Origin of the sequence: Ewingella sp. AOP9-I1-14, assembly GCF_052375995.1 — a bacterium.
Taxonomy (GTDB): Bacteria; Pseudomonadota; Gammaproteobacteria; order Enterobacterales; family Enterobacteriaceae; genus Ewingella; species Ewingella allii.
Window position 1 is genome coordinate 174,325 of sequence record NZ_JBQSVA010000004.1, and the last position, 26,532, is coordinate 200,856.

Sequence of the window (26,532 nt, forward strand, 5' to 3'; positions counted from 1 at the left end):
CTAAGTTCCGTGGTGTTGATTTGCCCCGCATATCGCTATGTGGGGCATTGGTTTCGCTAATAAAGTGGAACTTAACGCAGACGGTCTGCGGCTTCGGTCGCCGTGGTCATGCCATCTTTGGCGCTCACTTTGCCTTGCAGCACGCCTTGCAGGTTCTGCTGCAAGATGTTGGACAGGCGAGAGTAATCAGGGGTGACCGGGCGAGAAAGCATCACGTTGAGTGAGGTCTTCGCGGCGGCGATCAGCGCTTCCTGATCTTTCTGCACGGCCGGGTCATCATAAGCCGATTTCCAGATTGGCAGGCTCAGCTTGGCGTATTTGTCCTGTACCGGCTGGGAGGTCATATAGGTGATGTACTGCCATGCCTGATCCGGATGCGTACTGGCCTTGGCGATGCCTAAACCCATGGATCCGTTGACGCCAGACGCCTGACCCGCCACCGTACCCGGCGCCGGAATAACCCCAACCTGGCCCGCCACTTTGCTCTGTTTCGGGTCATTCGCCATGTTGTACATATAGGTCCAGTTCAGCGCGAAGGCCGCGTCACCGTTGGAGAAGGACTTACGCACGTCTTCTTCCAGATACTCGCGGGAGTTCGGGTTTGTCAGACCTTTATCCAGCGTCTCTTTCATGAAGTCGACGGCTTTCAGCGCGCCCGAATTGTTGAAATTCAGCTTGCCGTCTTTATAGAAGTCACCTTTAAACGCCGAGACCAGCGTGGTGTAGTCACACAGCAAGGCTTCTGACTGCGACCAGCTCCACACCAGTGGGAACTTGACGATGCCTTTCTCTTTCAGAATTTCAGACTGCTTCTCCACTTCGGCCCAGGTGGTTGGCGGGGTAGTGATCCCGGCCTTCGCCAGCATGGCTTTGTTGTAATAGAGATATTTAGTGTCGAGGATCCACGGCATGCCCCAGCGTTTGTCTTTGTAGGTCACGGTGGAGATAGCGCCGTCGAAGATTTTGCTGCTTTCGTCAGCGCTGATGCGTGAGGTCACATCTTGCAGCAGGCCGTATTTGTTGAATTCGGCAGGCCAGATGGCGTCGAACAGCACCACGTCATAGCCATTGGCCCCGGCACCGCGCGCGGCGACGATTTTGTCATGCAGGGCTTCGTAAGGGACGAATTCGAGATTGACCTTGATATCAGGATGCTGCTTGGTGAAGTCGGCGGTCATGGCGCGAATGTCAGCTTCGCTATAGGCCGCCTGAGTCATAAACAGGGCGCTGAGCTGGGTTTCAGCCAGCGCATTTGCGGAATAACTGAACGCTAAAGCGGATAGGGCGCAAAGGGTGGCGGCAGGGGTTAATCGCATATCTTCATCTCCAATAACTCGGTAATGGGTGGGTGGATAATTAAATCAATTTGATTGCTTTAATGGGCGAAAAAAAAGTTCCGCCCCTTGCCCCTTTTGGGGCAGCATCCATGCCGAATTTCCATCGCTGCTACACGTGGTTTTAAAGATGACGATGAAGATAATGACGAATTTGTATTATCATCACGCAAAATTATAATAAAAACTTAACATGCTCATAACACTGAAAGCTGTGATAGCGGCGTCATTCTCAACACTTAGATCAGAGCAGGGTGATTAATAAAATCAATTTGATTGCTCAATTATCTATCAGCATACTGGTTTCAAGCTTTCCCTTGGTGCATAGGCAGTTATGACAACTTCTGGTACTAACCTTGAGCATGCTCGTGCTCACAATCGCCGCGTAGTTATCGAGGCGATTCGCCTTAATGGTGAACTCACTCGCGCCGAAATTGCCCGTATGACGGCCTTAACGCCGCAAACCGTCTCCAACATTGCCACCGAGCTTGAGCAAGCTGGCGTGCTCTCATCCCATCTGCCGCGTAAAGCGGGAGGAAGAGGGCAACCGGCCACGCCGTTGACGCTCAATCCAGACAGCGCCTACTCCATCGGCATCCATCTTGATCACCAGTCATTGCTCATCGTGCTGGTTGATCTCACCGGCACCGTGCGTTTTCGCCACTGGCTGGCGGTGCAAAAACCGCAGCCGGAACCGACGCTGGCCCTGATAGAGCAGATACTGCAAGAAATGCGCCAACAGGTGAAAATCGACTGGAGAAAAATGCTGGGAATTGGCATCGTGATGCCGGGGCCTTTTGGCGTCGAAGGCATCTCTTCCGAAGGCCCAACCACCTTGCACGGCTGGGATAACGTCGACGTCGAAGAGCGACTGCGCAGCAGTACCGGCTGGCCAGTCACGCTGGAAAACGATGCCACCGTAGCGGCCATCGGCGAGCGTTTTCACGGCGTCGCTAAGCAACTCACCTCCTTCATTTACCTCTATATCGGCACCGGGCTGGGTGCTGGCATCTTTATGGACGGGCGAATTTACACCGGCCATGCACACAATGCGGGCGAGGTCGGTCACATAGTGGTGCAACCCGGTGGACGAGAATGCTATTGCGGCAACAAGGGTTGCCTCGAGCGCTATCTGTCACTGCAGGCCGCCTATGAAGCCTGTGGGTTGGATCCGATGTCCGCTAAGCCGGAAGATCTGTTAGAAGTGGGTGACGACGCCTTCGAGCGTTGGCTAGATACCACCGTCGAACCCGCCTGCCAGGCTATCAATATTATGGAGTGCGTGTTCGACGCCGAATGCGTGATCATCGGCGGCATGATGCCGCAACCCCTGCTCGAAAAGCTGATGAAACGCCTGACGCCGCTCTATAGCTCAGTAAGAAGCCGCTATCCGCGCGGCATGCGCGTCAGAATGGGCATGTCCGGCACCGATACCGCCGCGCTGGGTGCTGCCGCACTGCCGATTTTTGATGAGTTTAATCCGCAATATGAGGTGTTGTTGAAGTAGAGCGACTTCTGGGCGCTTTCTTTTCAATTTCATCTTAAGGTCAAAACCTTGCGTTACCACGCAAACTGGCCTTTAAGGTCAAGGTCGTGCGCTGCCGCCACACCGGCCTTAAGGTCAAAACCTTGCGCTGCCACGCAAACTGGCCCAAAGGGTTTTAAACGAAACCCTTTGGAATCCTGCGTTTTTTTGCTGCTGAAAGATCGAGGCTTCGCAGGGTCGGAATGGACGTGTTCCAGCGGCCAAAAATGATCGCCGCGAAGTGCCGCCGCTTAGGCGGTTCCCTCGCGGCGGGATTCCAACCCGTGAAAAAAGACTCGCGGTTTTCCACCTCTTGCTCGGCGTCACTTCTGAATGCGGCCTACTGGCATTTCAACCGTGCCTTTTAAGGGGAGTGCTGTTCTGCATCAGTGGGTTAATGACAAAAACTCACTTTTCACTGAAAGGCTGAAAGACAAACATGCCGCCGACGGCTTGGGCGTAGCGGGCCACGGTTTCTAAGTTGGGGGAGACCACGCCGTTTTCCATGCGGCTGATGTTTTGCTTTTTCATCCCGGTTTTTTCCGCAATGTCTTCTTGGGTGAGGTTGAGCGCCTGCCGGGCCTGTTTGAGCTGTGCCAGCATCGCTTGGCGAATTTCAATGGCGTCGAAGGCCGCGCGAACCTGCGGATTTTTTAGTGCTTCATCCATGACCTGCTGAAGTGGCAACAGATCGTTCTCGTTTTTAATCGCCATGCTATGACCTCCGTTTTATCGCCTTCATTCGCTGAACGGCTAATTTCAATGATTGCCGTGGTGTCTTTTGTGTTTTCTTGTGCAGCACATGCACCACGTTAATCTGACGTCTTTCCATGAAAAAATAGAAAGCGCGACCTTGCCCATCAAGGCTGGTGACCCGAAGCTCTCAAATGCCTTCTCCTACATACCTCACCTGCGGCTCCTGCAAGAAAGGCCCAAACTCTGTCAGTTGCGTAAAACCAAAAAGCATTGCGGCAACCATTGAAGGGGGTAACTGCTCCAACTCTTTTTGAGCACTGCGGGTTAAAGCGACTTGATACATTCCGCCATCCTTGGAGTAATCAATTATGATGTTTTTAACCAATAAGTAAAGTCACCATTTATGATTACTTTCCTTTATTGGAATGAATGTCGCATTAGGAGTGTAAACAGCATGTATGGCTGCAAAACACTCCTTTTGAGCATTCTAAAGTGTCAGGATTTTGGCGCGAGTGCTTAAAGTGAAGGTGCCGAGACAACTCGCAAAAATGGCGGGGATATAGCTATTACAGGTCACGCCAACTTGCGATTCTGCAATTTCACCGCGATCAGCATCAGCGTGACGCCTATCAGCACGGCAATCGACGCCATCGCCATGCCGTCGCCAACCGAACCTTGCTCAAACTGCCGCCAGACAAACACCGACACGGTTTGTACACCTGCGGGAGCCAGCAGCAGCGAAGTGACCAGCTCGCGCGACGCCACCGCGAACACCATCATCATGGCGGCCAGCAGGCTTGGGCGAACCAGCGGTAGTAGGATCCGCCACAGCGCCTGACCCGCGCTGGCGCCGTGCACCCGGGCCGCGGCGTCGAGATTGCCACCAATCTGCTTCAGGGCGGCGCTGGCGTAGCGCACCGGATAAGGCAGCAGCAGACAGCAGTAGGCCAGCAGCAAAATCGCCCAGCTGTTGTAAGGCGTGACCGGCCAGAAGGTCCGGTTCCACGCCAGTATTAGCCCGACGCCCACCACAATGCCCGGCAGCGCGGCGGGGAGCAGAGATAACCCGTCAATTGCCGCCGAGCCGCGAGTCTTGCGCACCACAACCAGCCACGACGCCAACAGGCCGACGGCCCCGGTGATCAGCGCCGTGCCCAAGGCCAAGCCGAGGCTAGTGCTGAGCGCGCCCAGCGCATCGCCGTCAATTTCAAACAGCGCCGCATAGTGGCGAAGTGAGAGGTTTTGCCACGAAATGCCGCCGGACAGCGTGTTTGAGAATGCCGTCAGTGCCATAGAGCACAGCGGCATTACCACCGTGACCAAGCCAACCAGCGAGAACAGGGCTAACACCGGCCATTTCGCCGCGCCCAGAGGTTTCGCCACCACGTCCGCCGGTTTGCCGGTCAGGGTTTCCACATTGCGCCCGGCCAGCACCGCGCGCTGCACGCAGTAGGCGCAAAGCGCCAGAGACACCAGCACCAAAGACAGCACGGCGGCACCGGGCATGTCCACTGGCCAGTCGGCCAGCTTCTGCTCAATGCCGGTAGTCAGCAGGTTCACGCCGCTGCGCGCACCCAACGCGCCGGGCACGCCATACTCTTCAATCGTCAGGGTGAAGGCCAGCAGCAGGCTGGAGGCCATGGCGGGTAGAGCTAAAGGCAGGGTGACGCGGAAAAATGCCCGCCACGGCCCCGCGCCGTGAATGCGCGCGACGTCGGCCAGTCTGCTGCCACTGGCGGCCATGCTGCGCGACACTGCGAAGTAGACCACTGGGAAGATGTTGAGGGTCATCACCGCAATCATTCCCGGCACTGAGAACAAAAACGCATTGAGACGCACGGCCAGAAGCTGTTCCAGATAGCCATTGGTTTGCAACGCCAGCATCCACGATAGGGCGGCGATGTAGGGCGGCACCATGAAGGGGATCAGAAACACTAAGTCCCACAGCGCCGCGCCGGGCAAGGCGAATAACCCGCGCAGCGCGCCGAGAGGAATGCCAATAATGGCGCTGCACAGCGCCACGCCAAGCCCGACTTTCAGCGTGCTAATGACCATTTCCCGCAGCTGGGCATCACTAAAAAGTCGGCCAAAAGGGGCAAATGCGTATCTAAAAGCGCCGCCGTCGAGATGTGGAAAGATAGCCTGTAATACGACAAAACTAACCGGCAGTCCCACCAGAAGCAGCAGCGCAGCGCCTGTGAGCGCGGGTAACAAGAGCGTCTTATTCATCAGAAGAGTGTCTGTTGGTGTAAACAGGGAAGATAACGTCAGGGCCGGCTTGCGGCCCTGAACATGGATGACTCAGCGTTGACCAAACAGAGCGGCAAATCGGTCAAGAACCTCTTTGCGCGATGCCGAGGCTTGAGCCTCTTCTGGAAGCAGTTTCAAAGATTTAAACAGCGGGCGCTTGGCGTCGATATCGGTGCGCGCTGGCATCAGCCAGGCTTCGGCAACCAGCTTCTGGCCTTCTTCCGAAAGGGCGTAATCGATAAAGGCTTTGGCCTCTTTTTGCTCTTTGCTCGACTTAAGGATCATCATCGGGCGCGGCGCGATCACCGTGCCGGTAGACGGGAAAATCACTTTAATCGCCTCACCGTCCTGCACGCTGCTGTAAGAAACATAATCTACCGCGCCGAACACCGCGGCTTTCGCACCTTGCAGCACCGGCGTCAGGGCCTGTGCGTTAGGTCCGGCAATCACCATGCCGTTGGCTTTGAGCTGGTCAAAGAGCTTCCACGCCTGCTCGTGCTGGGCATTTTGTAACCCGATCAGCAAATCCAGCGAAGCCCCGGACAGCGCCGGGTCAGGCGTGGTGACTTTATCTTTAAATTCAGGCTTGGCGAGATCAGTCCACTCTTTTGGCTCCGGCGTGCCGCTTTTGGTATTCCAGACAATCCCCAACGCCGAAATGCCCTGAGCCACGTAATAAGGCGTTTTGAACTGCGCCGGAACCTGCGCCGCGTTAGGGCTTTGGTAAGGCAGCAGCCAGTCGCGTTTTTGCAGGTCTTCGGCGGTATCCCACGAGGCGGAAATCAGAATGTCCGCGCGCGGATTGGCTTGTTCGGCGTCAAGGCGTGCCATCACTTTGCCGGTGGTGGCCTGAAATACGTCGACTTTGACGCCAGTCTGCTTTTCATAACCTGCGGCCAATTTTTTAGCCAGAGAGCCTGGCCCGGCGGTGTAGAGCGTCAGGGCATTTGCGCTGCCCGCCATTGCGAGAGAAAGAGTCATTGCAGTGATCAAACCTGTTTTCGATATAAAAGGAGTGCGTTTCATCATCAGTTATCCATCAGAGGTTAAAGAGCAAAAGGAACAACGCGGGAAGGTTCAATATGGTCAAGTCGCGCGATCTGGCCGTGCTCCATGCGAGCCACGCAGTGCGCCAAAGCTTGGGCTTCTTGCGGGTCATGGGTGACGTAAACCGCCGTAGTGCCCAGCTGACGCAGGAGCACCGCCATTTCTTCACACAGGGTTTCGCGCAGGTGACGGTCGAGGTTGGAGAGAGGTTCGTCGAACAGCAGGATTTGCGGCTCGGCGACAATCGCCCGCGCCAGCGCCACGCGCTGCTGCTGCCCGCCAGAAAGCTCAGCAGGGCGGCGTGCGGCGAAATCCGCTAACCCCACGCGCTCGAGGGTTGCCATCACCCGCTGCTTTTGCTCCGCTCCGCGCACGCCGCGCATCTGCAAGGGAAACGCGACGTTCTGCATCACGCTCATGTGCGGCCAAAGCGCGTAATCCTGAAACGCCATGCCCAACGAGCGTTTTTCCGGCGGCAAGCTAAAGCGACCGGCAGCCACGCGAGTGGCACCAAAGTGGATCTCACCCGATGACGGATGCAGCAGTCCGGCTAACAGTTTCAGCAGCGTACTTTTCCCACAGCCCGAAGGGCCGAGCAGGGCGATGATGGTACCTTTCGGCACCTCGAGATTGACGTGATTGAGTACCCGATTTGCCCCAAATTGGTAACAAACCTGATGAACAGCGATTGCGGGCAAGGAAGACGCGCAGGGGCGCGATCCCAGAGCCGCAAGGTCTGGAGTGGTCATGGGAACTATCCTCTTTGGGATTTAATGTATCGCTGGAGCTTAAAGGGGATTGATGACGGATTTATGACTGTTGGGGGAAACAGTCGGCGTCGCTTTTTAGCCTTGGGCAGCGGCCCAAACGCGCTTTTATATTCAAATTCAACTTCAAGGTCGTGGGCGTCGGCCCACACCGTTTTAAGGTCAAGGTCGTGCGCTGCCGCCACACAGGCCTCAAGGGGCGCCTATCGCCGCGCCCCTCAAGACTCCCAGGCTCTTTACTGCGCGCTTCGCTCGTGAGGCGGACGTGTTTCAGGGACTTCCGTTATCCACCGCAAAATGTCGCCGCTTAGGCGGTGCCTTCGCCACGGGATTCGAGCCTTTGGTCTCGAACCTCTCGCTCAGCGCCATTTTTGACTGCGGTTTTGAGGCATTTCGACCGTGCCGTTTCAGTGAAGTTCTATTCGGCTCCTCCCCCTGACAAGAGGGAGGAGCAAGGCAATAACAAACAGAAAACCTGAAAAGGCACGGTGTAAAAGCCAGTAGGTCGCGTTCAGAAGTGACGCCGAGCAAGAGGTGGAAAACCGCGAGTCTTTTTTCGCGGGTTCTAATCCCGCAGCGAGGGAACCGCCTAAGCGGCGGCACTTCGCGGCGATCATTTTGGCGGCTGGAACACGTCCATTCCGACCCTGCGCAGCCTCGATCTCACAAAAGAAAAAACGCAGGGTTCCAAGGGAGGCGCGTTTACGCCTCCCTTGGTCGGTGTGGGCCGACGCCCACGACCTTGACCTTAAAGCAGCTCAAAGGGCTGCCCCTTATTCACTGTGGATAGGGAACCCAGCTCCCGCCATTCAACCGGATGTAGAACTTCCCTTGATACTCCATGACCACGGCGTTCTCGTTTTCTGACACCCTTGGGGTTTCAGGCAGGTTGCCGCTGAGGGTTGGCCAGTCGACGGTGGGAGAGGTGAACAGCTTGCCGTCCACGGCGCGGGAGACCAGCTCGGAGAGGGCCAGATAGCTACTGGGTTGATCGATTTTCAGCGGCGTGGCTGGGTGCGGGGACTGCATACCGAAGAACTTCACGCCGACGGGAATATGGGTGATGCTCGGGCTTGGGATATCGCGCAGGCCGGAGATCTGCATCTTATCTCCTGCTAAGGCTGCGCCATGCTCGGGTACCACCACCAGCATCACTTTACGGCCGGATTTCTCCAGCTGATCCATAAAAGTATCCAGCTGCGCGAACAACGTCTCGGCGCGGGTGCGGTAATCCGCCGGTTTATTGGTGCCAACGTAACGGTTGCCGTCGTGTAGCGGCACGAGGTTGAAGAAAGTCGCGGTGCGATTACTGCCGGCTTTCTGCTGATTCTCCAGCCAGCGGGTGAATAACTGACCGTCGTTGTAGATTGGCGAACCGTCGAAAGAGGTCAGATTATGGCCCAGCCCGGCTTGCGACATCAGTGGTGCCTGCAACCCAGCATCTTTGCGTAAGTCTTTAATATAGTTGCCAAACTCACCGGTGTGATCCATCGCCAACTGGGAGCCAAAACCCAGGCGCGCGAGATCGTCAAACAGGTAACATTTCTGGCCTGAGGTTTGATACAAATCGTGGTGCGACGTCTGGCCACAGCTGGCGCGCAGCAGGCGAATCGAGGCCGGGCCGCTGTAGGAGGTGGCGGAGTTAAAATTGCTGAACACCATGTCGAAGCGCGACCAGAGCGGAGAATTCGCCAGATTGGCGGCATCCAGATCCGACCACGCCAGCGAACAAATGTTGATCACTAACAGATCAAACGGCTGGGCGTCGGCGGGCAGAGCTTCAGGGAATAGCGTCTGACGAGTGCGCTCGCGCTGATAGAACTGCTCTAAATAGGCATTCAGATTTTCATTAGTTGGCGGCCCGCTGACGGTATTGGGCAGGGATTCGCCACTGCGCGGTTGAGCCACCGGCTGGCTGACTGGGGTGGAAATGTTCGCCACGGCTTTCGCTTCGGGCGATGACCAGCCCGGTAGCACCAACAGGCTGACATTCAGCCAGACCAGTACCGCCACGGTTAGCGTAGTGATGCGGATCCACTGCGCCACAAACAGATAAGCCACCAGCAGCACGAAGGCTACGCCAACCCACTGCCAGTTAATAAAGCGGTCGGTCAACTCGAGCAGGTAGTCGAGGCTAAATCCGCTGACGTCGCCGCCCTGACTGACGATGGTGCGCCAGCCCGGTAGCCAGGTGTCGTGATAAAACAGCCCTAAACCAAACGGCAGGGCCAGCCAGTGTCGCCAGCGATGCAGGCGCAGAGACGGCAGGGGGAACAGCAGGCAGGCGGCAAAAATCAGGTTGCCGATGGCGTCGAAATTGAGATAACCCTGCCACAGCAGAATAAATTTCAGCAGAAAATAGTAATTCCATGCCCCAAGACCACGCCAGGATTGCCACAGGGGAAGGCGAGATGTGTTTAATTTGTTGTTATTCATGATGATCTATTCGATGAGTCTGGCGCTGAATCAGCCGCGGCGAAGGCTTGCTCCGCGCGGCGGGCCTCTTTGGCGGTGATCGGTTTAAGGTAGCGAGGGGACAAAAAGCGCGCCTCGAAGCTCAGTTTCCACCGTGTCAAACGGCGGCCGATGAACATTCCAAAGGGGATAAAAATTATCGCCGCCAGAATGAATATTTCGATAATGTCGCTGATATTCATGGTTATTGCTGATCCTTAGCGCGATAAGGCGTGGCGCTTAAAAGCAAATTGATTGGCTGCGGGTGCGTCGGTTCAGGCGCGTTGGCGGCGTCACGCGGCGGCACGGTCATCTGCTGCGGCTCGGCGACAGGGTCCGGCAGAGCAGGTTTGGCGGCCAAACGGCGAATTTCCGACTGAATATCATCAGCTTGATGCCAAACCGTGCGGCTGGCGAACACTTCATCCACCGGCAGGCTGAACAGCGAACGCAGCACCTGCTCCACATCGCCGGCCTGGCAGTTGGAGAGAAACAGCAGCAGATGACGCTCTGTCAGGGACAAAATATCGCCGTCGCGGCGCAAATGACACAGCGACATAGACTGCGCCGGATTGATGCCCGTCACCGGGCGCAGGGAAATCAGCACGCCCGGTGCGTCGGTCTGCTGCTCGGCGTGGCTCCAGATGGACTGCATCACTTTGCAGAAGGCCGGCAGCGGCAGGTAGCCTTTGTGATGGGTCGGCAGGCGGCCTTGCAGCAGTTGCTCAATATCGTCCGACACCTGACGGGTGAAGCTCAGAGGCTGAATATCCTCCAGCAGGGTGAGGAAGCTGGAAAGACGCGCCGCCTGTGGCACCACCAAATTGGCACCGCAGGCCTGCAATAGGCGCTGGTCGGCGTAGCGCAGAGCAGCGCCCAGTTCGCGCACTACAATTTTCAATCCGCCGCCGCGCTGGGTGCGCAGCAGGTGGATTTGCCGGGCGAGGGTTTCAACCTGCTCATTGCTATTAAGGGCGAAAATCAGCGTAGCCGAGCGAGCACGCATACCACTTTCGGCCAGTGCCGCGTTGTCTTCAAACAGCTGCCAGTTGCCGGAGAGAGGCGGCGCGCCTTCCAGCACGCCGCGCTCGGCCAAAAAGGCCCACTGATCGTCACTGAGCGCGGCCGGGCCAGCGTCGGCGGCGGCTTTGGGCATTACCGACCAGCCAAGCGGGCGCTTTTGTAGCGCGTAAGTGGTATTGGCCTCCGCGGTCACTTGGTTATGCCACCAGGAAATAACCCACTGCGCTGGCTCAATATCACTGCGCAAATGGCAAAGACCATATAAAGCACGATGATAAGTATGGAGTTTTAATTTAAGGTTCTGCTCAGATTTGCCATGGGCAATAATAAGTAGCGCAATCTTCTTAGATTTCGCCAACGCGCTGATTTCATGCAGCCAATGGGCAAACTCTTGCTCGCTGAACCCCTGCCAAACGCCGTTGGGAAACAATAAAACCACCAGTTTATTTTGTTCACCAATCACACGATTGAGATCACGCGACAGAGATTTGAACGCCTTTTTATCCGTCGGCATCGCATATTGCTTGACCGAGGGGGCGGACGAAATAAGGCGCGAAATGAGCACGTGGTCCGGGGAAAGAGGGCGTTGCTTGTTACTCGTAATGAGATTTTCTTGAGGATAAATAATCGTCGTTATTATTTTAATTTCTTGTGCATCAAGCACCTGACCCGCCAGCTCGTAAGCCGCATTTTGGCTATCTGCGTTGACCCAGTAAAGCCCGCTGGACTGCATTTCAGCCAATTCATTCCAGAATTGCTTGGTGCCAAAAGAAAGGGAAAGAGCCATTATTTGTATAGCCTAAATAAGTTTGCCGGAATAAGTCTGACTGACTTGCTGGCATAAGGTGTAACATCATTTTAATTGAAAGTATGCTTTGGAGACAATTAGAAATATGATTATAATAACCGAAATTTCTTAATCTAAATATTTCGGGCATTGCCCCATCCCATATCCAGTAAAGAACATCCTAATACCACAACTTATTTTTAGTCGGCGGTGTTGTTTTTATATCTCAGGAAATGTGAGGGAAGCGGAGTGAAAAAGAGATGCGACCTGATAGCCCAGTAGTCAATAGCGAAAAAGATAATGAAAACGATGATTTACTGGCGTTAAGTCACCTTTTTTCCTTACCTGAATTACATTATATCGATATAGCCCGTAAAGAAAAAATTCCGCAGGTATTAAAACGCTGGCCACTGCTGGCTGAATTATCTCCGAAAGCGGATTTTCATCCCGACCACGAATTAACTCACAACCAAGGGTGATCTCATGCCTGTTATTGCCCTTCAGGGGATCCGGGGAGGAACCGGCGTCACCTCAGTCACTGCGTCTTTAGCCTGGGCGCTGTCTCAGGCCGGTGAGAAGGTGTTGGCTATCGATTTTTCGCCCGCTAATCTCTTACGTTTACACTTTAATATGCCTTACGACTCGCCGCGTGGCTGGGCCACGGCGGTGCGCGCAGGCGAGGGCTGGGAGCAGGGCGCGATGCGCTATCATTCCCATCTCGATTTCTTGCCTTTCGGCCAACTGCCTGCCATCGAGCAAACGCAGGTTTACTGCGACTGGCAAGATAACCTGACAAAAATTGACAATACTGGCGTCTATGATTGGGTGCTGCTCGACACGCCCGTTGACCAACCGGCGCTGGCGGCGCAGGCACTCTCTATTGCCGACCACGCTTTCACCTTGCTGCACGCCGACAGCCAGTCGCACGTTCGTTTGCATCAGCAGCCGGTGCCCGCCAATAGCCATTATCTGGTGAATCAGTTCATGCCTGGCAGCCAGTTGCAGCAAGACATTCTGCTGCTATGGCAACAGAGCCTGCCGCGCCTGCTGCCGCTGATCCTGCACCGTGACGAAGCCATGGCGGAGTCTCTGGCTGCTAAGCGTCCGGTGGGCGAAATGGCCCCACTGAGCAAAAGCTGCCAAGAGATGCAGGCTCTCGCCAGCTGGTGCCAAATCCACCTGCGCGCGGGGCAGAAGTAATGAGTCACCTGCTTCGCGCCTTGCTGGTGCCTCCGGTCGCCAGCGCCTTACAACAGCGTTATCGCAATTATCGCCAGCAGGGCGCGTCGCTTGTCGCCAGTCTGCTGATGGTGATGTGCGTCACGCTGGGTTGGCTGTTGCTGCGCTTTGAGTCTCCAGCGTGGCAGCGCGTGCGTCAGCGCCGCGCCCAGTGGTTCCCCCATATTTCTGCCCAACGCCCGCGCCCGGCGGACCCCATCCGCTACCTGCTGCAAACCTGCTGGCTACTGCTGTTTATTCCGGCAGGCGGCCTGCGCGGGCGGGTAAAAGTCAGTGACTGGCCGCAGCGTTTACGCGCCAAGATGCACAACTGGCTGGACGCGATGCCCGCGCGCATCACCCATAGCCCCTTGTCAGAGAAGGTGATGCATCCGATGCGTGGCCTGAGCAAGCTGGCAAGAAGGGCGCTGATCGTCATCGGTTCGCTGGTCGCCGCCGTGCTGGTGATGTTCTGCATCTCGCAGCCCTTCGGCTATCTGGCGCAGTTCATATTTGTGGTGCTGCTGTGGAGCCTCGCCATGCTGGTGCGCCGCATTCCGGGGCGCTTCCCGACGCTGATGCTGATCGTCCTCTCGCTGACCGTCTCCTGTCGCTATCTGTGGTGGCGCTACACCTCAACCCTCAACTGGGATGACCCGGTGAGCCTGATTTGCGGCCTGCTGCTGTTAGCGGCGGAAACCTACTCATGGGTGGTACTGGTGCTGGGCTACTTCCAGACCATTTGGCCGCTGAACCGCAAACCGGTGCCAATGCCCACGGACATCGCCGTCTGGCCGCAGGTGGATCTGCTGATCCCCACGTATAATGAACCTCTTAGCGTGGTGAAACCGGCGATGTACGCCGCGCTGGGGCTGGACTGGCCGAAAGAGAAGCTGACCATTTGGCTGCTCGACGACGGCAATCGCCCCGAGTTTGCTGATTTCGCCAAGGAAATCGGCGTGCAATATATTGCGCGGCCGACCCACGAACACGCCAAGGCGGGCAACATCAACAATGCCTTGAAGCAGTGTAAAGGGGAGTTGGTGGCGATTTTCGACTGCGACCACGTGCCGACGCGCTCCTTCTTGCAGCTCACCGTCGGCTGGTTCTTCAAAGACAGCAAGCTCGGCATGTTGCAGACCCCGCATCACTTCTTCTCGCCGGATCCGTTCGAACGCAATCTGGGCCGAGTGCGCCGCACGCCAAACGAGGGCGAGCTGTTCTATGGCTTAGTGCAGGACGGCAACGACCTGTGGGACGCCAGCTTCTTCTGCGGCTCTTGCGCCGTGCTGCGCCGCAGCGTGCTGGATGAAATCGGCGGTATTGCGGTGGAAACCGTCACCGAAGACGCCCACACCTCACTGCGCATGCACCGCCACGGCCACACCTCTGCCTATATTCGCATTCCACAAGCAGCCGGATTGGCGACTGAAAGTCTGTCAGCCCACGTCAACCAGCGTATTCGCTGGGCGCGCGGCATGGTGCAGATTTTCCGCCTCGACAACCCGCTGTGGGGCAAAGGGCTGAAGCTGGCGCAGCGTCTGTGCTACGCCAATGCCATGTTGCACTTCTTGGCGGGCATCCCGCGCCTGATCTTCCTGACGGCGCCTTTGGCTTTTCTGCTGCTTAACGCCTACATCATCTATGCCCCGGCGCTGGCTATCGCGCTGTACGTGCTGCCGCACATGGTTCATGCCAGCCTGGCGACCTCACGGGTGCAGGGGAAATATCGCCATTCTTTCTGGAGTGAAATCTATGAAACCGTGCTGGCGTGGTATATCGCCCGGCCAACCACGGTGGCGCTGTTTAACCCGCGCGCCGGGAGCTTTAACGTCACGGCGAAAGGGGGGATGCACGACAAATCCTACGTCGACTGGAAAATCACCCGGCCTTATCAGTTCCTGATGTTGCTCAATCTGCTGGGCTTTGGCGTGGGGATCTGGCGTCTGTTCCATACGCATTCCGACGAGTTTTATACCGTGCTGATAAGCCTCGCGTGGGTGACCTACAACATGATTATTCTGGGCGGCGCCATCGCCGTGGCCTTTGAAGCCAAGCAGGTCAGGCAGGCGCACCGCGTGGAAGTCTCCATGCCCGCCGCGCTGGCCCGCGAAGATGGCCATATCTATGTCGCCACCATGCAGGACTTCTCGGACAGCGGCGCAGGTATCGCCACGGCCGGTGCCGCGCACTTCAGCAAAGGTGACAATGTCACTTTATTATTGCCTCGCGGCCAGCAGGAATATGCTTTCCCGTGCCGCATAAGCCGAGTATTTGGTGAAAACATTGGCGTGCAGCTGTTGCCAATGACCACCGCGCAGCACGTCGATTTTATTCAATGTACCTTCGCCCGCGCCGACAGCTGGGTAGTACGCAGCGACAGCTTCCCTGAGGACAAGCCTCTGGAAAGCCTGCGCGAAGTGCTAGGGCTGGGCATTCGTGGCTATCTGCGCATGCTGGATATTGCGCCTTACCGCTTCCGGCCGCTGGTCGCGCGCGGCAACACTTTTGGCCGCTGGGCGGTCTCCTTCCTGCCTCGCAATCCGTCGCTGTCCGTGCAGCCTGATGAATCAACCTTAACGATGATAAAAAAATGAAACTACTTCCTTTACTCACTTTGATGACTGCGGCATGGGGTGCGGCAGCTCCGGCGTTGCATGCCGAAACCGCGCCGCTGGATTCGCCGCAGGCCACCGCCATTCCGCTGGTTGCTCCGGCGGCGGTGCCGATGATTATTCCCGGCGCGCCGGTGCGTGAGGTAAATCTGCCGTTTCAGGCGATGGTGCCTGAGCCGGGCGCCATGACCCTGCGCGGCTTCAAGCCCTCGGGCGTGATTGAGTTTGGTGTGCGTAGTGATGAAGTAGTGACCCAGTCCACCCTGAATCTGCAATACACGCCGTCGCCGTCGCTGATCCCGGTGCAGTCGCACCTGAAGGTGTTTCTCAATGACCAACTGATGGGCGTGCAAACCATCGAGAAAGACCAGCTCGGCAAGCCGAATCAGTTAAAGATGGCTATCGACCCGCGCTATATTTCCGACTTCAACCGCATCCGGCTGGAGTTTGTCGGCCATTATCAGAATGTCTGTGAAAACCCGGCCAACAGCACGCTGTGGCTGGAAGTGGGCAAGGGCAGCTCGCTGTCGCTGACCGTGCAGAAGCTGCCGTTGAGCAACGACTTGGCCCACTTCCCGGTGCCATTCTTTGATGCCCGCGATAGCCGCCCGCTGACGTTGCCGATGGTGTTCTCCGCCGCCCCGGACGCCGGTGAGCAGCAGGCCGCCGCCATTTTGGCCTCGTGGTTTGGGGTTAAAGCCCAGTGGCGCGGCCAGACCTTCCCGGTGCTCTATAACCAACTGCCGGACAGCCACGCCGTGGTATTCGCCACCAATGACCATCGCCCGGACTTCCTGCGTGACCTGCCGCCGGTGAAAGGGCCGACGGTGCAGATGGTCAGCCAGCCGGACAATCCTTACGTCAAAATGCTGCTGGTACTGGGGCGTGACGATAAAGATCTGGTGACCGCCGCTAAGGGCATTGCGCAGGGGAATCTACTGTTCCGTGGGTCAAATGTCAGCGTGGATAATGTCGAACAGCTCAACCCGCGCCAGCCTTACGACGCGCCAAACTGGGTGCGCACCGACCGCCCGATGCACTTTGGCGAGCTGAAGCAGTACGCCGAACAGTTACAGGGTAACGGCATTGAGCCCAACCCTATCACCCTGAATATGAACCTGCCGCCGGACCTGTTCCTGATCAACAGCAACGGCATCGATATGCGGCTGAAGTACCGTTACACCTCGCCGCAGGTGAAGAATACTTCGCGCCTGAGCATCAGCCTGAACAATCAGTTCCTGCAAGATTTCACTCTGGTGCCGGGCAGCGAGCAGGGTTCGCAACTGCTGCACTTGACCATGCTGCAGGGGCTGCTGGATGACCATAAAGACCTGATGATCCCCGCTTTAAAACTGGGTGCGGTGAACCAGCTACGTTTTGATTTTGACTACAGTTCGCTGCTGGCGGGCACCGCCGAAGGGCGCTGTGAGACTTACACTACGGTGCAAAACCACGTGGTGATTGATGACAGCTCCACCATCGACTTCTCCGGTTATCGCCACTATATGTCGATGCCGGACCTGCGCGCCTTTACCAACGCCGGTTTCCCGTTCAGCCGTCTTGCAGACCTGTCACAGACGCTGGTGCTGGTGAAAGCTCAGCCACAGCCGGTGCAGCTCACCACCATGCTGGATCAGCTGGGCAACATAGGCTCCCTTACCGGCTATCCGGCAACCGGCGTGGCGGTCAGCAATGACTGGTCGCAGGCCAAAAATGCCGATGCCGATATTCTGATGATTGGCGCGCTGCCGGAGGATTTGCGCGACGCCTCAATCCGTGATGATAAGAAGGCCAATCTGCTGCTCGACGCCACCCGCGCCGCCGTTAATATGCCCAACCGTCAGGTGGCTTTGCCGGAGAACACCGCGCCAGCCAGCGATGCCACGCCGGATGCCGATGTGCAGGTCAGCGCCCAAGGGCCGATTTCCGCCATTGTCGGCCTACAGTCGCCTTACCACGCTCAGCGCAGTGTCGTGGCGCTGCTGGCCGACAGCCCGCAAGGCTTCGCATTGCTCAATCATTCACTGCAGGACAGCAAGCAGAAGGCGCTGGTGTATGGCTCGGTGGCGATTTTCCGCGATTCCGGCGTTAACAGCCTGAAAGTGGGCGATGTCTACTATGTCGGCCACCTGCCTTGGTGGGAGCGCGTGTGGAACAAGTTAGCGACGCACCCGGTGCTGCTGGCCTTTATGGCGGTGGTGGCGGTGGTGCTGACCGCCGTATTGCTGTGGAATGGGCTACGCGCGCTGGGCCGTCGCCGTCTCTCATCCGACGATCAGGATTAATCCCGTGAGGCAGATTTCTCGAGGAGTGCCTTTGTCACTGAGCGCCCTGGCGCTGGCGCTGGAGCTTTGTTTGACTCCCACGGCGCTGTTTGCCGCCGAGCAAGTGGCCCCTGAAGAGTGGCTGCTGGAGCAGGTGCGCATTGGTGAAGCCAGCCATCGCGATGATTTGGTGCGCCAGTCTTTGTATCGGCTGGAGCTGATGGCCCCGGAAAATCCGCAGGTGTTATCTGCCCGTATGCGTCTCGCGCTGCGGGAAGATAATCAAGCGCTGGCCCAGCAGCAGTTGGATAAAATTCAGCAGGTTGCGCCCAACTCGGCGATTTACCGTCAGGCGAAGCTAAGTCTGGAACTGACCTCGCCGGACAAGCAGGCTTTAGTGCAACAGGCGCGCCTGTTCGCCGTGGCTGGCCGTCTGCCAGAGGCCAAGGCGCTGTACGATCAGGCCTTGCAAGGGCAGCCGCCGCCGCGTGAACTGGCGCTGGAGTATTGGCAGCTGGTTGCCCGCATGCCGGGGCAAAGCGCAATGGCCGAACGCCAATTGCAGGCGCTCAATCAGCATTACCCCGGTGATGTGAATGTGCTTCTACAGCTGGCGAAAATGGCCTTTGCCCAGCAGCAAAATGTCCGCGCCATTGCGCTGGTCACCGAGCTTTCCAATTCCGATGAAGGCCGCGAACAGGCGGCGGCCCTGTGGTTAACCGAGATAAAATCCCAGCCGGTGAGCAATCAGTCGGTCGCGGAATTGCAGCATTTTGGCCAAGTGTTCCCCAGTGGCGACTCGGCGATTGAGGCCCAGCAGGAACTACAGCGCCAGCAGGCCTTATTGGCCGATCCTCGCTATCAGGCGCGGGTCAGCGGGCTGCAAAAAGTGGCCAGAGGGGCCTCGACCGCCGCCATCGCGCCGCTGAAAGAAGCCCTGCAACAAACCCCCAATGACGCCGACGTGCTGGGCGCGCTGGGTCAGGCCTATTCCCGCGCGGGCAACCGCCAGCAGGCACTGTCGTACTACCGGCAGGCCAAAAAAGCCGACCTCAACGCGGCTTATGGCAATAAGTGGGACAGCCTGATTAAAGCCGACAGTTACTGGCTGGAAATCGAGCAGGGCGATAAGGCGCTGAAGGCCCAAAATGTCAATCAGGCCAGCCAGCACTATCAGCGGGCAAGGCAGATTGACAGCCGCGACCCGTGGGCTTGGGTTGGGCTGGGGGATATCGCCGTGGCGCGCCACGACGATACGCAGGCGCAGCAGGCGTATCTCAGCGCCCTGAGCCTTGAGCCTGGGAACAGCAGCGCCCAGCGCGGGCTGGCGAATATCTATCAGCGCCAGTCGCCGCGAAAAGCGCTGGAGTACATCCAGACGCTCCCCGCGGCGCAGCGCGCCAAGCTCGAGGATATGCAGCGCGGCATTGAAAATAGCCAACTGGCTGACGAGGCCGAGCGCCTGGCCAACCAAAAACAGTGGGCCGCAGCGGCGCAGCGCTACCAGCAGTTGCTCAAACTGGATCCGGATAACGTTTGGGCCACTTATCACTACGCCAATGCGCTACGCGAGACGGGGCGCAACGCCGAGGCCGACGCGGCTTTCACGCCTCTCATCGCCAAGCATCCGGACGATCCGCAGCAGGTCTACGCCTACGCGCTGTATCTTTCCGGCACAGATCGCGACGCCGCCGCCGTGCAGCACCTCAACTCAGTGCCGCAGGCGCGCTGGGACAGCAATATGCGCGAACTGGCGCAGCGCATCACCCTCGACAAGACCTTGAGTGAGATTGACCAGCTGATTGCCCGCGGCGAAAAACCGCAGGCGCGGGAGAAACTGGCCGCCAGCCAGCTGCCGGTGAGCACGTTGAGCCTCAACCAGCAGCGCCGCGTGGCGATGGCCTGGCATGATGTGGGAGAGACAGCGCAGGCCGCTCGTCTGCTTCAGCCAGTGAAAACCGCGGCCCGCGATTTGCCCATCGGCCAAGACAAGGCGCTGATTTACCGCGATTCGGCGCGCCTTGAGCAGCAGACAGGCCAGCCTGAGGCGGCGCGTGAAGATTACCAGCAGGCGATGCTCGCCAGCGGCATGACCACCCAAATGCCTGCCGACAATGACAGTTACACCCGGCTGACGCGCAATCAGGCCGGGGATGACTGGCTCAATCGCAGTATTCGTGCCGATGCCCATGACCTTTACCGCCAGCAGGACGTCAATTTCACTCTCGATCAGGATATGTCCACCAACAGCGGCACACCGGGCAAATCCGACCTTAAAGCCAGCACCACCATGCTACAGGCCGATATGCCTTGGGATCAGGGGCGCGCCTTCCTGCGTTCCGACATTGTGCGCATGGATAACGGCTCCTTTGAGAATGTCACCAACGATGAAGGCCAGTATGACGGGTACAGCACCTTGTTTGGCACCTGTAGCAGTCAGGTGAAATGTGACAGCGATTATGGTCAGCGGGCCAGCGGCGTGAGTCTCGGCGCGGGCTATAAAGACCAAACCTGGGAGGGCGATCTGGGCACCACGCCGCTCGGCTTCCCGGTGGTGGATTGGGTTGGCGGGCTGGCCTACAGCAGTGACTGGCAGGATATTGGCTGGACGGCGATGGCGTCGCGCAGGCCAATCTCCAGCTCCATGCTCTCCTACGCCGGGGCGAAAGATCCGCATACCGGCATCAAATGGGGCGGCGTGCGTGCCACGGGTGTCAGTCTCGGCGTCAGTTACGATCAAGGCAAAGCGCACGGGCTGTGGGGCGACATCAGCGCTCATCAGCTGACCGGCAAAAACGTCGCCGACAACAGCCGCGAACGCCTGATGGGTGGCTACTACTATAAAGTCATCAATGAGGATAACCGCCGCGCCACAGTGGGACTGAACTCCATGCTGTGGCACTACCAGAAAGACCTCAGCGGCTACACGCTGGGACAGGGCGGCTATTACAGTCCGCAGCAGTATTTCTCGCTGGCGGTGCCGGTGAACTATCGCCAGCGGTCGGACAACTGGTCATGGGAAGTGGGCGGGTCGGTCTCTTGGTCGCGCTCCTCCACCAAAGACCAGAAGCGCTATCCGCTGCCGGGACTGATCCCTGACGGATTGGTGGACAAAGACGCGATAGAACAGGGCAGCAGCAGCTCCGGTTTTGGTTATACGGCGCAGGCGCTGGTTGAAAAACGCGTCAGCTCGCACTGGACGGTCGGCGCGGCGATTGATATTCAGCAGGCCAAGGACTACACCCCGAGCCACTATCTGCTCTATGTCCGCTACTCGCTGGCGGGCTGGCAGGGGGATCTGGATATGCCACCGCGCCCGCTGGTGCCTTACGCCGACTTTAAGTAACGGCTTCAATCACTTCCTCTCCTTTATCGGGATGGGAAGTTAAGCTTTCACCTCGCCATTAGCATAAAACCTCTTATACTGTGACGGTGTCACTTTAAGCTGGCGCAAAAACGCTCGCCGCAGGATATCCACGCTGGAAAAGCCACACTCATCGGCGATTTGCTTAATCGCCAGCTCGTCGTTTTCCAACAAGGTTCTGGCTTGGGAAATGCGCTGTTGCTCCAGCCATTCTGCCGGAGTCTGGCCAATTTCCTGATTGAATAGCCGAGTTAGGTGCCTGACGCTAACCCCCATATGCTGCGCCATGGTCTGCACATTGTGCGGCGACGCCAGAGAGCTCAGCACCCAGCGCTGCACATCCTGTAACGCAGAACGGCCGCTGACCGAGGCTTTGCCGTGACGGCTAAACTGCAACTGGCCGCCGGGACGTTTGAAGAACATCACCAGTTGGGCAGCCACCTGCATGGCAACCTCCCGCCCGACGTCTTCCTCCACCATATTCAACGCTAAGTCTAGGCCGGAGGTCACGCCCGCCGCCGTGCGCAGCGGGCCGTCGCATAGGAAGATGGCATCGGCGTCAACTTGCACCTGCGGGTAGTCCCGCGCCAGCTGTTCGGCTACCGCCCAATGAGTGGTGATGCGCCGGTTATCCAGCAAGCCGCTGGCGGCTAATAGCAGCGCGCCGCTGCACACTGAGCCATAACGGCTGCTTTGCAAGGCTAGGCGACGAATGGAAGCAAGCACCGAGGCATCGGAGACAAAGGTGTCGAGCACTGGCGCCCCGGCCAGTAAAAAGGTATCGATAGGCTGGGTTGGCTCATCAGAAAGCTTTAAGTCTGGCAACAGCCGCGCGCCGGAAGAGGAGACGATCGGCTGGTCATCCAGCGCCATCACGCGAAGCTTATACAGCTCGCGGCCCAGTTGGGCGTTGGCTTCGGCAAAGACGTCGAGTGGCCCTGAGACGTCGAGCAGCTGCACCCCCGGCACCGCCAAAATAATCACCTGTTTTACCATCTGAGCACTTTCCTCTGTTTTCCTGTCGCGTAACAACGCAATGTCGCTTTTAGTCGTACTGCGACGTTTGAAGACATTTATCATCCCCCTTATTCTCTGCTCATGCAACTCACTGCATCACTGCTTACCAACGAGGAACAATCATGAGTCTAAACATTAACGGTATTCGCATTCCCGACAGCAAGATGGCCCGCGAGGCGACAGAACTGGTGCGCGACACCGAGTCATCATTGCTGTTTAACCACTCCAGCCGCGTGTACTACTGGGCAGCATTAGCCGGGCAACAGCGCAATCTGACCGTCGACCAGGAGCTGCTGTATATCGGCTGTATGTTCCACGACATGGGTCTGACCCACGAGCACTGTAGCTGCGATAAACGCTTCGAAGTGGATGGCGCCAACACCGCCCGTGACTTTATGCAGCAGTACGGCGTTTCAGCTCAGGATATCGACAAGGTGTGGACCGCCATCGCGCTGCACACCACGCCGGGCATCCCGGAGTTTATGGACCCAGTGATTGCGCTGGTCACCGCCGGGGTAGAGATGGACGTGCTCGGCATTAACTACGGCGGCTATGAGGATAAAGTTCGCGAAGACGTGGTGGCGGCTTTCCCACGCACCGCGCAATTTAAAGAAGACATTATTCAGGCATTTTACGACGGCATTAAACACAAGCCGGATACCACTTTCGGTAACGTGAAAGCCGACGTCATTGCTGATAAAGAGCCAGATTTTATGAAAGGTAATTTCTGCCAGGTTATCCGCGCTTCACGTTGGAAGGCGTAATTAAGAGGGATTGACCCGCGCCGCAGGCTGTGACGCGGGGTTTTGGCTTAATCCTGTTTGATATTGTGGCTGGCCACGGCGGTTTCTTCTGCGGAGAAACGCGCGCTGATGGCGTCACGCTCGTAGCCCTGCGGCTCAGCCAGAATCTGATACAACGCTGGGCGACGGCCGTAAATCCAACGCCGCCCGGTACTCAGAGGGATAAGCGTCAGATCCAGCTCGGCTGTAACCATGGTATCCGCCGCCGCCCAAGTTTCATTGATGATCCGCCCATAGGGGTCGAGGATCATCGCGTTGCCCGTTCGCACCTCATCGTCATCAGCCCCCACGCCATTGCTAAACAGAATAAACAATCCATTGTCGTGCGCCCGTGAAGGCAACCAGCGCATCAGCCATTCACGGCCATTCGGGCCTAGGAAGGCGGCGGTAATTTCCTCTTTCTTTTCATGCCGCTGTTGCCATAAATCCAGTGGAATCGGCTTCATACCGTGCGGGCTGCGGGAGTTCGTTCCTCCCGTTTGGTGCGGCGCAAGCAGAATGTCAGCGCCCAACAGGGTAGTCGCCCGGACGTTTTCCACCAGATTGTTATCCCAGCAGATCAAAATGCCGACCTTAACGCCCCAAGGGGTATCAAACACGGTATAAGCATCGCCGCTGCTAATGGCCTGATGCTCGAAGGCGTGAAGTTTACGATGAGTGTGGAAGCTGCCGTCCGGCATGCAGGCCGCATAAGCATTGAACAGACGCCCGTCGTCGGCCAGCTCGATTAACCCAACGCCAATCAGCATATTGTGGCGCATAGCCAGCGAGCGAATTAGCGCCAGAGAAGGGCTGTCGGACAGCGGCTCAGCCAGCTGCCGCACCTCATCCGCGCTGAGTTTCGGCACGTGCCAATAGCCGGTAATGCACATCTCCGGGAAGGCGAGGATCTGGATGCCCTGCAGCGCGGCTTGTTCTATGTACTTTTCAATCACCATCAAATTGTATTTCTTGTCGCCCGCCTGGTGCTGAAACTGCACCACGGCGCTTTTAATCAGATTGCTACCAGTCATGTCATTCTCCCGTTCACTTCGGTTCACTGGCTGGTATTACAGCAACTTCACTGATAACTTTATAATGAAGTATTTTCTAATATTGATTACTAAATGGAATGCAAAACCATGAATATCAAGCTGCTGAAAGCCTTTGCGATGCTGGCTGAGAAGGGCAATTACGCCGAAGCAGCCTCAGCGCTGTCAATGACCCAACCCGCGCTGACCAAACAGATCAATCTGCTCGAGGCGAAGCTTAACGTGCGGCTGTTTAGCCGTGGCAGGCAAGGGACGCAGCTTACGCCCGGCGGCGCGCGGCTGCTGCCCGAAGCGCAGAAAGTCTTGAAGCAGTCCGCCCTGTTTATGCAGCACGCCGGGCTGGTGGCTCAGGGAATGGAGGGCAAAATCGCCATAGGATTTGGCTTATCGAGCTTTGTCTATGCACCGCAAAGCGTGGCTAAGTTTGGCAAACGTTTTCCGGCCATCAATATCACTTTGCAGGATCTGCCTTCAAGCCAGCAGATACAGATGTTGCAGCAGGGCGAATTGCAGATTGGTTTCGTGCGCGTTCCGCCACCCAGCCCGCTGGCGCATTTGCCGCTGTTTGAGGACCGTCTGGTGCTGATCACCCCGGAGAGCCATTTCCTGTCAGTAGAAGAGTGGCTGGCAAAACATCCGCTGCTGCGGTTACAGTCCGGGCGCGGGCAGGGGCTGAATCGGCAGATTGATCTGTTTATGCATGAGCAGTATTATCAGGCGAGGAGTGAACAATATGCTGCTGATATTCATACGCTTTTGGCTATGGTGCTCGCCGGGCTGGGCGTGGCTTTGCTGCCACAAAGCATTGTGCATATTGCGCCGTCGGACCTGAATATAGTGCCACTCAAAGGGCGCAGCTTAAGCTGGCAGACGGGGATTGCCTGGGACCCAAGAATAGAGGATAGGGCGCGGGATAAATTCATTGAAATGGTGCGGCAGGAGGACCCCGCCGCAGGCAAATAGGCTTTATTTAAGCAGGCGGAACTCAATCATAAACAGCTCATTTAGCCCCGGATTAATCTCTGAAATCACCTGTTTGAGCTGCTCTAAAGTCATGTTTTCCTGATCCGCGTGGCGCTGGTTTAACTCTGAAAACAGCACCGGCGTCACCGCAATCACTTCAATGTTGCAGAAAAACACCCCATCCTCGTAGCGCGAAACCCGGACTTTATCACCCGCTGAGAACTGGGCGTCGCTGGCTTCGCGCAGGGTAATGGTTTTGCGCTCGGCCAGAATGTCGGTTTCGAATCGCGAGAAGAAAGTGATGTTTTTCATTGCTGTTCCTATTATTTGGCCGGAAAATTATTGCCTGATCATCTGATTGGCGAAAAGTCCCACATAGGTGTCGCCAGCCGTTTTACACCCATTGTATGAAGCGCCGGGAGAATGTAAACGACTGGCGATCATTAAGCGCGGCTATTGGCTGTCAGTTGAGCAAGTCAGGCTTTCCCATTGATCAATTTCCTCACTCCAGCTGGCCAGTTTTTGTCGAACCAGTTGCAGGGCATCGCTGCCTAATAGCAGGTGAGCGGGTGGATTTTCACTGGCAATCAGCGTCAACATGGCGCGAGCGGCCTTCTGCGGATCGCCAAGCTGCTTGCCACTTTTGGCCTCGCGCGCCTGACGAATTGGGTCGAACAGGGCGTCGTAATCAGTGAGCGAGCGCGGGCTGCGAACCATCGAGCGGCCCGCCCAGTCAGTGCGGAATGAGCCTGGCTCGACAGCGGTGACGAAGATGTTGAAAGGGGCCAGCTCTTTGCTCAACACTTCAGAAATCCCTTCTAAAGCAAACTTGCTGCCGCAGTAGTAGGCAATCCCCGGCATGGTGATGAAGCCGCCCATGGAGGTGATATTCAAAATATGGCCCCGGCGGCGTTGGCGCATAAAGGGCACCACGGCCTTGGTGACGGCTACCGCGCCGAACACGTTGACGTCAAACTGGCGGCGCATCTCTTCCAACGGCGACTCTTCGAACACCCCTTCGTGGCCGTAGCCCGCATTATTCACCAGCACGTCAATTGGCCCGACGTTGTCTTCAATTTCAACAATGGTTTCGTCAATATAGGCAAAGTCGGTGACATCTAAAATGCGCGCAATGGCGTGAGTCGGGTGCAGCGCGGTAAATTCTTCAGCCGCCTTGGCGTTGCGCACGGTGCCTATCACGCGATGGCCGTCAGACAGCGCCTCTTGCGCCAGAGCGCGGCCAAAGCCGCTGCTTACACCGGTGATCAAAATGTTTTTAGTATCAGACATGGTTATTTCTCCAAAAGCATTGATAAAGCCAACGCGGCTTTTCACGGCGCTCAGAATAGCGCCGATATGTCATTCGCAAGAGAC

Annotated in this window: 21 protein-coding genes and 1 pseudogene; 8 read left to right on the top strand and 14 right to left on the bottom strand. The window is 57.1% G+C overall.

Annotated features, from left to right (window positions below):
• Nucleotides 1-71: 71 nt before the first annotated feature.
• Nucleotides 72-1,316: an extracellular solute-binding protein gene (locus ACT3RT_RS13400; RefSeq protein ID WP_496203115.1), complete on the bottom strand. Its 1,245-nt coding sequence runs from the start codon at nt 1,314-1,316 to the stop codon at nt 72-74.
• 352 nt (nt 1,317-1,668) lie between these two features.
• Between ACT3RT_RS13400 and ACT3RT_RS13405 the strand changes: the two genes are divergently transcribed.
• A complete protein-coding gene (locus tag ACT3RT_RS13405) occupies nt 1,669-2,841 on the top strand; it encodes an ROK family transcriptional regulator (RefSeq protein ID WP_496203116.1) in 1,173 nt (390 codons plus the stop codon).
• Nucleotides 2,842-3,267: 426 nt separating this feature from the next.
• On the opposite strand, the gene ACT3RT_RS13410 is transcribed toward ACT3RT_RS13405, so the two are convergent.
• The 9 genes and pseudogenes from ACT3RT_RS13410 to bcsE all read right to left on the bottom strand — a co-directional run bounded on the left by ACT3RT_RS13410 (nt 3,268) and on the right by bcsE (nt 11,883).
• A complete protein-coding gene (locus ACT3RT_RS13410) occupies nt 3,268-3,573 on the bottom strand; it encodes a helix-turn-helix domain-containing protein (RefSeq protein WP_353502042.1) in 306 nt (101 codons plus the stop codon).
• A gap of 1 nt (nt 3,574) precedes the next feature.
• Nucleotides 3,575-3,730 (bottom strand): annotated as a pseudogene (locus ACT3RT_RS13415) (type II toxin-antitoxin system RelE/ParE family toxin); the annotation flags it as partial.
• A 12-nt stretch (nt 3,731-3,742) separates the two neighbouring features.
• Entirely contained in the window at nt 3,743-3,898 is a 156-nt protein-coding gene (locus ACT3RT_RS13420) for a hypothetical protein (RefSeq protein ID WP_353502043.1), read from the bottom strand.
• Between the two features lie 230 nt (nt 3,899-4,128).
• Nucleotides 4,129-5,784, bottom strand: a complete 1,656-nt coding sequence (locus tag ACT3RT_RS13425; RefSeq protein WP_496203117.1) for an ABC transporter permease — start codon at nt 5,782-5,784, stop codon at nt 4,129-4,131.
• Nucleotides 5,785-5,856: 72 nt separating this feature from the next.
• Entirely contained in the window at nt 5,857-6,831 is a 975-nt protein-coding gene (locus ACT3RT_RS13430) for an ABC transporter substrate-binding protein (RefSeq protein ID WP_496203226.1), read from the bottom strand.
• A 20-nt stretch (nt 6,832-6,851) separates the two neighbouring features.
• The gene (locus ACT3RT_RS13435; RefSeq protein WP_353502045.1) at nt 6,852-7,601 is read right to left on the bottom strand and encodes an ABC transporter ATP-binding protein; all 750 of its coding nucleotides are present in this window, start codon (nt 7,599-7,601) and stop codon (nt 6,852-6,854) included.
• Between the two features lie 795 nt (nt 7,602-8,396).
• Complete coding sequence (gene bcsG / locus ACT3RT_RS13440) at nt 8,397-10,055, bottom strand: cellulose biosynthesis protein BcsG (protein WP_496203118.1); 1,659 nt, start codon at nt 10,053-10,055, stop codon at nt 8,397-8,399.
• Nucleotides 10,052-10,276 (bottom strand): cellulose biosynthesis protein BcsF, encoded by a 225-nt coding sequence (gene bcsF / locus ACT3RT_RS13445; protein WP_485900493.1) that lies wholly within the window; start codon nt 10,274-10,276, stop codon nt 10,052-10,054. Before bcsF ends, bcsG begins: the two co-directional genes overlap by 4 nt.
• A 2-nt stretch (nt 10,277-10,278) precedes the next feature.
• Nucleotides 10,279-11,883 (bottom strand): cellulose biosynthesis protein BcsE, encoded by a 1,605-nt coding sequence (gene bcsE / locus ACT3RT_RS13450; RefSeq protein WP_496203119.1) that lies wholly within the window; start codon nt 11,881-11,883, stop codon nt 10,279-10,281.
• A 260-nt stretch (nt 11,884-12,143) separates the two neighbouring features.
• On the opposite strand from bcsE, the gene bcsR reads away from it, so the two are divergent.
• From bcsR to ACT3RT_RS13475, 5 genes are read left to right on the top strand one after another with little or no spacing between them, the layout of a single operon-like run.
• A complete protein-coding gene (gene bcsR / locus ACT3RT_RS13455; RefSeq protein ID WP_496203120.1) occupies nt 12,144-12,362 on the top strand; it encodes a cellulose biosynthesis protein BcsR in 219 nt (72 codons plus the stop codon).
• A gap of 4 nt (nt 12,363-12,366) precedes the next feature.
• Entirely contained in the window at nt 12,367-13,083 is a 717-nt protein-coding gene (gene bcsQ, locus ACT3RT_RS13460) for a cellulose biosynthesis protein BcsQ (protein WP_496203121.1), read from the top strand.
• Entirely contained in the window at nt 13,083-15,698 is a 2,616-nt protein-coding gene (gene bcsA / locus ACT3RT_RS13465) for a UDP-forming cellulose synthase catalytic subunit (RefSeq protein ID WP_496203122.1), read from the top strand. The genes bcsQ and bcsA overlap by 1 nt, the downstream gene beginning before the upstream one ends.
• A complete protein-coding gene (bcsB, locus tag ACT3RT_RS13470) occupies nt 15,695-18,001 on the top strand; it encodes a cellulose biosynthesis cyclic di-GMP-binding regulatory protein BcsB (RefSeq protein ID WP_496203123.1) in 2,307 nt (768 codons plus the stop codon). Before bcsA ends, bcsB begins: the two co-directional genes overlap by 4 nt.
• A complete protein-coding gene (locus ACT3RT_RS13475; RefSeq protein WP_496203124.1) occupies nt 17,949-21,326 on the top strand; it encodes a cellulose synthase subunit BcsC-related outer membrane protein in 3,378 nt (1,125 codons plus the stop codon). Before bcsB ends, ACT3RT_RS13475 begins: the two co-directional genes overlap by 53 nt.
• Before the next feature lie 39 nt (nt 21,327-21,365).
• Here ACT3RT_RS13475 and ACT3RT_RS13480 read toward each other — a convergent pair whose 3' ends face one another.
• Nucleotides 21,366-22,340: a GlxA family transcriptional regulator gene (locus ACT3RT_RS13480; protein WP_485900504.1), complete on the bottom strand. Its 975-nt coding sequence runs from the start codon at nt 22,338-22,340 to the stop codon at nt 21,366-21,368.
• 143 nt (nt 22,341-22,483) lie between these two features.
• Between ACT3RT_RS13480 and ACT3RT_RS13485 the strand changes: the two genes are divergently transcribed.
• Nucleotides 22,484-23,125: an HD domain-containing protein gene (locus ACT3RT_RS13485; protein ID WP_353502054.1), complete on the top strand. Its 642-nt coding sequence runs from the start codon at nt 22,484-22,486 to the stop codon at nt 23,123-23,125.
• A gap of 47 nt (nt 23,126-23,172) precedes the next feature.
• Here the strand turns inward: ACT3RT_RS13485 and ACT3RT_RS13490 are convergent, their stop codons facing one another.
• Nucleotides 23,173-24,177, bottom strand: coding sequence for a nitrilase family protein (locus ACT3RT_RS13490; RefSeq protein ID WP_485900506.1), 1,005 nt, complete (start codon nt 24,175-24,177; stop codon nt 23,173-23,175).
• A 108-nt stretch (nt 24,178-24,285) separates the two neighbouring features.
• Between ACT3RT_RS13490 and ACT3RT_RS13495 the strand changes: the two genes are divergently transcribed.
• The gene (locus ACT3RT_RS13495; protein ID WP_496203125.1) at nt 24,286-25,158 is read left to right on the top strand and encodes a LysR family transcriptional regulator; all 873 of its coding nucleotides are present in this window, start codon (nt 24,286-24,288) and stop codon (nt 25,156-25,158) included.
• Between the two features lie 3 nt (nt 25,159-25,161).
• Here the strand turns inward: ACT3RT_RS13495 and yqfB are convergent, their stop codons facing one another.
• Nucleotides 25,162-25,470 carry a N(4)-acetylcytidine aminohydrolase gene (yqfB, locus tag ACT3RT_RS13500; protein WP_496203126.1) on the bottom strand — a complete coding sequence of 103 codons (309 nt, stop codon included), beginning with the start codon at nt 25,468-25,470 and terminating at the stop codon, nt 25,162-25,164.
• A 141-nt stretch (nt 25,471-25,611) separates the two neighbouring features.
• Entirely contained in the window at nt 25,612-26,448 is an 837-nt protein-coding gene (locus ACT3RT_RS13505; protein ID WP_496203127.1) for an oxidoreductase, read from the bottom strand.
• Between the last annotated feature and the right edge of the window lie 84 nt (nt 26,449-26,532).